This is a genomic window from Hymenobacter citatus, assembly GCF_014333615.1.
Classification (GTDB): domain Bacteria; phylum Bacteroidota; class Bacteroidia; order Cytophagales; family Hymenobacteraceae; genus Hymenobacter; species Hymenobacter citatus.
Genome location: NZ_JACSCY010000010.1, coordinates 154,310 through 164,063 on the forward strand (window position 1 = coordinate 154,310; position 9,754 = coordinate 164,063).

Here is a 9,754-nt window from a genome sequence, read left to right on the forward strand (position 1 = left end):
ACCTAGTGAAGTACTTTCGTGACGTGATTGTGCGTTGCAACTACTAAAACAGCTGCCAATGAACCGTTTTTTACTTTTCTTATTCGGAATAGTGGGTCCATTGGTGGCCACGGCCCAAACCAATGTGCCGTTTGGCCTGGTTAGCAGGCCCGACCTCGTAAAAGTAGTGCACGGCACCGAAACCCTACCCAACGCCTGGGCGGGCGGGCTGAACTCGCCCCAGTTTTCGGCCATCGACCTGAACGGCGACCAGCAGCAAGACCTCTACCTGTTCGACCGTGTGACGAACCGCTCGCTCACGTTTTTGAACGTGGCGGCGCCCGATGGCGGCCGCCGCTATCAATATGCCCCTGAGTATGAGGCGCTGTTTCCCAGCACGCTCCTGAACTGGGTGCTGCTGCGCGACTACGACTGCGACGGCCGCCCGGACCTGTTCACCTCCCGAGAGGGCAACATTGCCGTGTACCGCAACGTGGCGGGCAGCGGCGGCGGCCCCGATTTTCAGCTGGTGAGCGAGCAGCTGAGCTTTTTCAATACCGCCACGCTCCAGGGCAACATCCTGCCCGGGGGCTACAACATGCCCGCCTTGCAGGATGTGGACGGCGACGGCCGCCTGGACATTGTCACCTTTGACTTTGTGAACAGCGCGGTGGTGCAGTACTACCGAAACAACAGCCCCGAGCCCTGTGGGGGGCTGCAATTTCGGCTGGAGGCACCGCAGTGGGGTGGCTTTGCCTCGTGCGCGGTTTCCTGCACCTCGTTCACCTTCAACAACACCTATTGCCGTCCGGCAGGTACGGCGCACACAGGCGGCCACAACATCACTCTACTCGACCTCGACGGCGACGGCGACCAGGACGCCCTGGTGGGGCGCGACTACTGCGCCGAGCTGGTGAGCCTGCGCAACGATGGCACCAAATCGGAGGCCCTGATGAGCAGCGCCGGCCTGAACGCCAGTTTCCCCAGTAGCACCACGCCTGTGCGGGTGGCCAACTACCCCACTGCCTACCACCTCGACGTGAACTTCGACGGCCGCCCCGACTTGGTGGTGACGCCCAGCGTGTTCGACAACCAGGACACCATCAATACCACGCAGTCGGTGGCCTTTTATGAGAACACCAGCGCCGGCGCGGTGCCCGCGTTTGCCTACCGCCAAAACGACTTTTTGCAGCGCGGCATGATAGACACCGGCGAGAATGCCGCCCCTACCTTCGCCGATATCGACGGCGACGGGCTGCTGGATATGCTAGTGGGCAGCACCAACCGCAACGGCACCAAGGGCTTTTTTCGTGCCTCGCTGACGTACTACCGCAACGCGGGCACGGCCACGCAACCGGCGTTTCAGCTGATGACCAAGGACTATTTGGGGTTGTCGACGCAGAAATACGCCGGCATCCGGCCCTTGCTCACGGACCTGAACCAGGATGGTCGCCCCGACCTGGCGCTGATGGTGATTCCGATGAACCCCAACGGCACGCCCGCCCCTACCAGTCAGCTGCGGGTGCTGTTGAACACCGCGCCCGCCGGGCAGCCGGCCGCGTTCAACAACGCCGCGGCTCAGATTATCCAGAACCTACCCAACTACATCGACGACGCGCCGTGCTTCGCGGACGTGGATGGCGACGGCCGCCTGGATCTGCTCCTCGGCACCAACATCAACGACCAAGCCGCCACCAGCCTGCGTTACTACCGCAACACCGGCGCTGCCAACTTGAGCCAGGCGTTTGCGCTGGTAAATGCGGATTTTGGGCAGTTGCGTACTCCTCGGGAAGCCCCACTCAGCAACCGTACCTACAACGCGCACCCCGCCGTGGCCGACTTCGACAACGACGGCCAGCCCGATTTGCTGGTAACCGACAGTGACGGCGGCATCCGGCTCTTTTCCAACTACCGGGCGCAGCAGGGCACCTTCACACCACTTACCGAAACGTTTTACAACGAGCTGCTGGGCCGCTACCAGCAAGCGTGGCTGGGGCAGGGTATGCGTAGCCACCTGGCGCCCGCCGTGGCCGACCTCAACGGCGACCAACGTCCCGAGCTGTTCATCGGCCTCGAAAGCGGCGGCATGGTGGCCTACGGCGTGCGCGGCACTGTGGTAACCGATGCCCCCACGGCCCCTACTCTGCTCACGGCCGTACAGCTCTACCCCAACCCGGCCCGCAGCACCGCTACCCTAGAGGCCCCCGACCCCGTGCGCGTGTCCCTGTTCGACGTGACGGGCCGCCTGCTCTACCGCTCAGCCACGGCCGCCCGCACCCACCAGCTTGACCTGCATCATCGCGCCGCCGGCGTGTACGTGGTGCAGGCCGAAACCGCGGCCGGCCAGCGCACCACGCGGCGCCTGGTGGTGCAATAGGCGTGCATTCCCGCTTACCCCTGCCAGGCCTTGGAGCCCTGGCAGGGGTTGGCTTTCGCGGTAATCAATTGCATTCTACGCCTTACTATTCACCCCTTGCGTTGCGCAAAGCTGAGAGGTAGTGCGTAGCTTTACTGAGACCGGCTGGCAGCGTTTTGCAGCAGCAAAGCAACTTGCCTTCAGGTTTTGCTCCTTATAGGCGACACGAGGTACTTTTCTGTTAAAGTGCACGTTACCAGTCCGCCCACTTACCCGCCCTGCTATGCCCCTAAATTTACTGTCTTCTATTTTCCGCACAACCCGTACCCGCTTCCTACCCCCTACCACCCGTAAGGCTCTGGATACAAAGCGTTTGGTAGCTGGTTGGCTTCTTTCCCTGCTGCTGCTACTATTAAGTGGTGCTGCTACTTCAGCCCTGGGCCAAACAACGCCTAGTGCACCACCCGAGTGTAGTGCCGATGAGAAGTTTGCCAACACCTGGTACTTCGGCTTCAAGGCTGGGCTCGACTTCAACCAAGCCACCGATTCCATACCACCCACGGTATTGGACAACAGCGCAATGGATGCGCCCGCCGGCTCGGGGGTGATGTCGGACGGTAATGGGAAGATTCTGTTCTACAGCAACGGTAGAACTGTGTGGAACGGCGACGGCAGTGTAATGATTAACGGCAGGGGCCTAGCGGGTGACTCCACTACTACCGATGGCCCTCTACCCATCCGGAAGCCGGGCCTGGTTACGGCGGGTCAGCCGACGCGCTACCTGCTCTTCACGCTGAACAGCACGATAGGGCTGAGCTATTCAGAAATCGAGATTCCCGCCGGTGGGGGGCCAGGCACCGTAATAGCCGCCACTAAAAACACCCCCCTCGCCCGCGGTACTGCGGAGAAGCTATCGGCTGTATTTCACAAAAACGGCTGCGATATCTGGGTTATCATACACGGCTGGGGCGACGCGAAATCCGGCAACAACAACCGTGGCGACGCCTTCTTGGCATACCGCGTGCGGGTGGCAGGGGTAGACACTACCCCTATTATCTCCACTGTGGGCAGCCTGCACGCCCCGAGTGAGTCGTCGGTGGGTTACAAGGGTCAGATGAAAATAACGCCCGACGGCGGGCAGCTGGCCTTGGCCCGCTATAGCGATACATTGAATGACAGCACCAGCACGGTGGAGCTGTTCAATTTTGATACGGGCACGGGTCAGGTAAGCGAAAATCCGAATATCCCCTTCATCATCGACAGCGGCGAAGGCAAATACTACGGGGTGGAATTTGTGCCGGGCAGCAAGCTGTACGCCACGGTGATGAACCCAGCCAAGCTGCTGCAATTCAACATCAGTGGGCAAGGCCTGCTAAACCGCCAGGAAATTCCGCTGACTACCTCTGCCGACCTGGGCTCCATGCAGGCCGCACCGGATGGGAAGATTTACGTGGCTCGTAACAACCAAGCGGCCTTAGGCTTCATTCCCTACCCCGACTCGGTGGGCGCGGCCATTGGTTTCGCCGAGGACAGTCTGCAATTGGGAACAGGCCACACTAGCGGGCTGGGTCTGCCCAACTTCAACCAAAGCTCCCTGCTGCGCGTGGGGCCTAGTGCAGAGATAACAGGTTGCCGGCAAATCACTTTCACTGCTCCGCAAATTGATTTTGACGGAAAAACCTACGCCTGGCAGTTCGGCGACGGCCAAACCTCCACGGAAGAAAACCCCGTGCACGTGTATGCGACGCCTGGCACTTATACCGTAACGCTGCGCATCTCAACCGAATGTTTCTGCCGCGAAAGCTCAGGCAGTATTCAAGTACCCGATCTGCCTGTACCGGGCACCATTGCTGGCCCCCAAACTGTGTGCGCGGGTAGTGCGCCGGGCGCTATTACCGCTACCGACGCGACCAGCGACGCCGGTCTGCCGATAACGTACCAATGGGAATCATCAACGGACAACATCACCTTCTCCCCAATCGGTGGCGCTACTGCGGCCAGCTACACGCCTCCAGCCAATTTGCCGGCTGGGACTACCTATTTCCGGCGGCGTGTGCAGCTGCTGCTGCCCAATGGCTCGGGCCCTTACTGCGAGCCTACCTATACGACCTCGGTAGCTGTTACCGTGCTACCAGCCCTGGTGGCTGGCACCATCGCCGCCGACCAAACTGTGTGCGCAGGTGGCACGCCCGCTGCCCTTACCAGCACCAGCGCAGCTACGGGCGGCACGGGCACGTTTACTTACCAATGGGAATCTTCTACTGACAACGGCACCACCTGGGCTCCGGTTGCCGGCGCTACCGGCGAAACGCTCACGCCCGGCCCGGCTACGCTTACTACTCTCTACCGCCGCCAGGCTATTTCCGGCCCCTGCAACGCGCCATCCAATACCATTACCATCACTGTAACGCCAGCGTTGGTGGCGGGTAGCATTGCGGCTGATCAGAGCATTTGCTCCGGCGCTACCCCGGCGCCGCTCACCAGCGTCGCACCGGCGACGGGTGGAGCGGGCTCCATTGCCTACCAATGGGAATCTTCCGCAGACAATACCGCTTGGACACCTATTCCGGGCGCTACTGGCGAAGCCTACGCACCGGGCGCTCTGACGGCCACTACTTATTTCCGTCGCCAAGCCAATACTGGGACGGCCTGCGCTCCGGCCGTGTCCAACGTGGTGACCATTACGGTTGCACCAGCACTTGTAGCTGGTACCATTGCCGCCGACCAGACGCTGTGTGCCGGTGCTACCCCCGCCCCCCTCTCAAGCACTACCGATGCTAGTGGCGGCGCGGGCGCAGTAAGTTACCAGTGGGAATCTTCGACGGACAACAACACTTGGGCGCTCATTATAGGTGCTACAAGTGCTACGTTTACGCCCGGCGTTCTGCCGGTTACCACGTATTTCCGCCGTCAGGCCACTTCTGCCTCTTGCGGACCAGTGGTGTCCAACGTGGTGACGCTGACCGTACTACCCGAGCTGGTAGCCGGTGGCATTGCCGCCAACCAAACCGTGTGCGCGGGTGGCACGCCTGCGCCGCTTACCAGCACCGCCGCTGCCACGGGCGGCACGGGCACGTTTACCTATCAGTGGGAATCTTCGACGGATAATACCACCTGGATTGCGGTTACCGGGGCCACTGCCGAGACATTTGCGCCGGGCGCCCTCACGGTTACTACCTCCTTCCGCCGCCAGGTAACAGCCGGAGCCTGCGGCCTGGTGGCGTCTAATGTGGTGACTATCACCGTAACGCCGGCCCTCGTGGCTGGTACCATTGCTGCCAGCCAGACGCTGTGCGCCGGCAGCACGCCGGCCCCGCTTACTAGCACGGGCGCAGCCACGGGTGGCACGGGCACGATAGAATACCAGTGGGAATCCTCGGCCGACAACACCACCTGGGCGCCTATCGGCGGGGCTACCGGCGCCACCTACGCGCCAGGCACTCTAGCTGCTACCACCTACTTCCGCCGCCGTGCCACCTCGGGGCCGTGTGGGCCAGTGGTGTCCAACGTGGTGACTATCACCGTAACGCCAACCCTCACGGCGGGTAGCATTGCTGCCGACCAAACTCTATGCCCCGGCGCTACGCCCACCCCGCTTATCAGCGCTACCGCCGCTAGTGGTGGCACGGGCACGTTTGCGTATCAGTGGGAATCGTCGGCTAACAACTCAACCTGGGCCGCTATTGCCGGCGCTACGGGCGAGACCTTTGCGCCAGGTCCACTCACAACCACCACCTACTTCCGCCGCCAGGCAACGTCGGGCACCTGCGCACCAGTAGTATCCAACGTAGTGACGCTGAGCGTGCTGCCGACGCTGACCGCGGGTAGCATCGCCGCCAACCAAACCATTTGTGCCAACGCTACCCCCGCCCCGCTCACTAGCACAGGTGCGGCCACGGGCGGTACGGGCACCTTCGCCTTCCAATGGGAAGCCTCAACCGACAACGTGAACTGGACGGCCATAGCCGGCGCCACGGGCGATACGTACGCGCCCGGCGCATTAACGGCTACCACCTACTTCCGCCGCCGGGTGACCTCTGGCACGGGCACTTGCTCCACGGTGGTGTCCAACGTGGTGGCCATCCAGGTGCAGCCTCTCGTGACGCCGACCGTTACCGTGGCCCCGCCGCCTGTACAGTGCCCCGGCACGCCACTCACTTTCACAGCGGTGCCCACCAACGCGGGTGCTGCGCCTACCTATCAGTGGTTTGTGAATAACGCACCTGTAGCCAGCGGCCCTACCTTCACCAGCAGCACCCTCGTCACGGGCGACCAGGTGCGGGTGGAGGTGACGCCCACCGCCGGGCTGTGCAGCACCGGACCCGCCGTGGCAACCGTTACGGTTACACGTACGCCTACCCCCACGCCTACCCTATCCATTGCCGCCCAGCCCGGCGGGCCGGTTTGCGTGGGCGAGCCCATCACGTTCAGCATTGCCAGTGTCACGGAGGCCGGCCCTACCCCCACATACCAGTGGCTGGTGGATGGCAACCCTGTAGCTGCGGGTCCGGTGTTCACCAGCAGCACATTGCGTGCGGGCCAGGTGGTTACACTGCGCCTGAGCACCACCAACAGCTGCGGCCAGCCCGTCGCGGTGACGTCTAACGGGGTACCGGTACAAATTCAGCCACCGGTGGATGTGGATGCCGGCCCCGACAAGGAGATTCTGGCGGGTAGCTCCGTAACGCTGGAAGGCCGCGCCGATGGCACCTACCCTGTCGCCTGGACGCCAGCAACCGGCCTCTTCATCTCACCTGCCGACCCGCTGCACCCCACAGCTTCGCCTACCGTCACTACGACCTATACGCTCTCGGCCGGCTCTGGTGGCTGTGCCGATTCGGATGAGGTAACCGTGACGGTGCGCCCGCCCATCCGTATTCCCAATGCCTTTACGCCCAACGGCGACGGCCGCGACGATACCTGGCAAATTGAGTTCATCGAACAGTTCCCCGACAACACCGTGACGGTGTACAACCGCTGGGGCACCAAGATTTTCTCCGCCGAAAACTACAGCCGCTCCAACGAGTGGCGCGGCGACATCAACGGCCAGCCCGCTCCGGTGGGCACCTACTACTACGTCGTGGTCACGAAGGGCCCGCTGGGTCGGTCGTACAGCGGCTCCATCACGATTTTGTATTGAGTTTGAGAGAAACAAGAACGTCATGCTGAGCGCAGCGGAGCGAAGTCGAAGCATCTCGCTCGCACCGTTGAGTTAGTTACGCAACATCAGCACGCGAGATGCTTCGACTCCGCTACGCTGCGCTCAGCATGACGTCCAACAACTCGCAACTCATAACTCCCACAGATATGAAAAGAGCTTTACTTCTATTGCTGTTTCCGCTGCTTGTGCTGGCTGCCATACCCGCGCTGGCCCAGCAGGAGGCCCAATACAGCCAGTACATGAACAACAATTACCTTCTCAACCCCGGCGCTACCGGAGTAGAAGATTACATCGATATCAAGGCCAGCTACCGCACGCAGTGGGTAGGGCTGGATGGAGCGCCCAAAACGTTCTACCTCAGCGGCAGCTCCTCGCTGGGCAAATGGCGCAGCACCAGCAAACGCACCCTCAACGACCGGCGCAGGCCCTTTCACGCCATTGGGGGTCTAGTGTACCGCGACGTGACCGGCCCTACCAGCCGCACTAGCGCCTACGCCTCCTACGCCTACAACCTGGTGCTGACGCCCAAGATCCGGGCGGCGCTGGGAGCATCCATCGGTATGCAGCAGTTTGCCGTGGATGGCAATCAGCTCCAGTTCTATGACCCCACCACCGTGGCCGCCAGCGCGGCCTCGCGGGTGCTCGATGGCTCGGTGGGCCTGTGGGTATACAGCTCCGATTTCTACGTGGGCGTATCCAGCACGCAGCTACTCGGCAACAAGCTCGACTTCTCCTACGGCCCCGACCAAGTGAGTGCCGGCGCGCCCGGCAACGCTCTGAAGCGGCACTACTTCTTCACGGGCGGGGTGCGGGTGCCGCTTAGCCAGGACTGGTCGCTGGTGCCCTCGGTGCTGGTGAAGACCGTGAATCCGGCCCCGCTTTCCGTCGACCTCAATGCCAAGCTCAAGTACCGCGACCTGCTGTGGGTAGGCGCCTCCTGGCGTGCCTTCGACTCAGTAATCGCGCTGGCAGGCCTCAGCTACGAGCAGTTCACTATCGGCTACTCCTACGACGCCGGCCTCTCCAAACTCAACAACTACCACTACGGCAGCCACGAAATCCTGCTGGGCCTGCGCCTGAAGAAGAAAGCGCAAGTGGTGTGTACGAATAGGTTCTGGTAGGGCTTGAGTAAACCAGATGTACTATCAGCCGCTATCTATATTACGTTGCTGGAGAAACATCTCCTTCCAGCACATCTCCTGACGTTTATTTCAATAGCCAGAGTAAGCTTGTAACATCGTTTAAAAAATAGTCTAAGCAATACAAAAATCTATTAATCAATTAATTATTTACTACATGTGTGATTTTTATTGAAAAAGCACTTGTAACGTTAATTAAAGGTCCGTTTACTAAATGTTATAAAGTCAGACACCATCTGGTTTTATCTATCCTTCTCTGCTTGTGTTAAGTCAGGTGCTTCAGACGCAGCCTGCAATCGTTGGCAAAGTTGATAAACATGCGTCCGCTGGTTGCGGCGAAAGTAAATATTACGCGTTATTCCTTTGCCGCTGAAGGAACGAATGAACGGGGTTACATCAAAGTCGCTGAAGCTTTGGCTAATTGTAAAGTTCGGCCAAACAATTTCTAGTTCCTGCCACCCACCGTGGTTACGATAAACGCGTTGAAGAGAGAGAAACACTCGTTGATGAAACGGGCGAATATGCTCACTCTCAAGAGCTTGATGATGACGATTAATGTATGACCACAAGTCAGTTGAGACAACCTCTTTCTTCAATCGGCAATCACCTAAATACAGGCGATATGTACGTCCTTGCAACTGCCAGAAGGCAAAGGTAGGCTCGGCACGCCTATCAGATTCACACGGGGTTTGCGAACGAGAGCGACAACCGATGCAGCCAGGTGTGTAGAAGCAAATGGCTTGTACTCCTTGCACTCGCAATAGAGCAAATAAGGTATCACGTCGTAATTGAGCAGGCGACTTGCTTTGCTGAGCCCAAGTAGGTGATCCGGCCCACCCGATGAGAAGTAGTATAAAGGCGAATAGGTTACAATACTTAATCATAAGAGACAAAGAAGCATACGCGAAATACAAGTGAACTCACATGCGGAGTAGGACGCCCTACAACACGTAGTTTGATTACATGCTAAAATACAATGCTAGACTTAGCAGTATTATGAGCACCGAATATATATTATTCCAAGACACCGGGTATAACTACGGTGGCTGTTGCAAAAAGCAATTGATTGCAAGTTAGTAAGTTGACAGCCTATGCTAGGCTTTCATCCCGTCGCGACAT

4 protein-coding genes are annotated in these 9,754 nt (G+C 59.8%); 3 read left to right on the forward strand and 1 reads right to left on the reverse strand.

All coding sequences use genetic code 11. The annotated features are described in order from the left end of the window. The first annotated feature begins 58 nt into the window (after positions 1-58). The 3 genes from H8B15_RS13650 to H8B15_RS13660 all read left to right on the forward strand — a co-directional run bounded on the left by H8B15_RS13650 (position 59) and on the right by H8B15_RS13660 (position 8,617). Positions 59-2,356, forward strand: a complete 2,298-nt coding sequence (locus H8B15_RS13650) for a T9SS type A sorting domain-containing protein (RefSeq protein WP_187320241.1) — start codon at positions 59-61, stop codon at positions 2,354-2,356. 262 nt (positions 2,357-2,618) lie between these two features. After that, positions 2,619-7,475 carry a T9SS type B sorting domain-containing protein gene (locus H8B15_RS21195; RefSeq protein ID WP_187320242.1) on the forward strand — a complete coding sequence of 1,619 codons (4,857 nt, stop codon included), beginning with the start codon at positions 2,619-2,621 and terminating at the stop codon, positions 7,473-7,475. A gap of 167 nt (positions 7,476-7,642) precedes the next feature. Next, positions 7,643-8,617, forward strand: coding sequence for a PorP/SprF family type IX secretion system membrane protein (locus H8B15_RS13660; protein WP_187320243.1), 975 nt, complete (start codon positions 7,643-7,645; stop codon positions 8,615-8,617). Positions 8,618-8,877: 260 nt separating this feature from the next. Here the strand turns inward: H8B15_RS13660 and H8B15_RS13665 are convergent, their stop codons facing one another. Further along, positions 8,878-9,390, reverse strand: coding sequence for a hypothetical protein (locus H8B15_RS13665; RefSeq protein ID WP_187320244.1), 513 nt, complete (start codon positions 9,388-9,390; stop codon positions 8,878-8,880). Between the last annotated feature and the right edge of the window lie 364 nt (positions 9,391-9,754).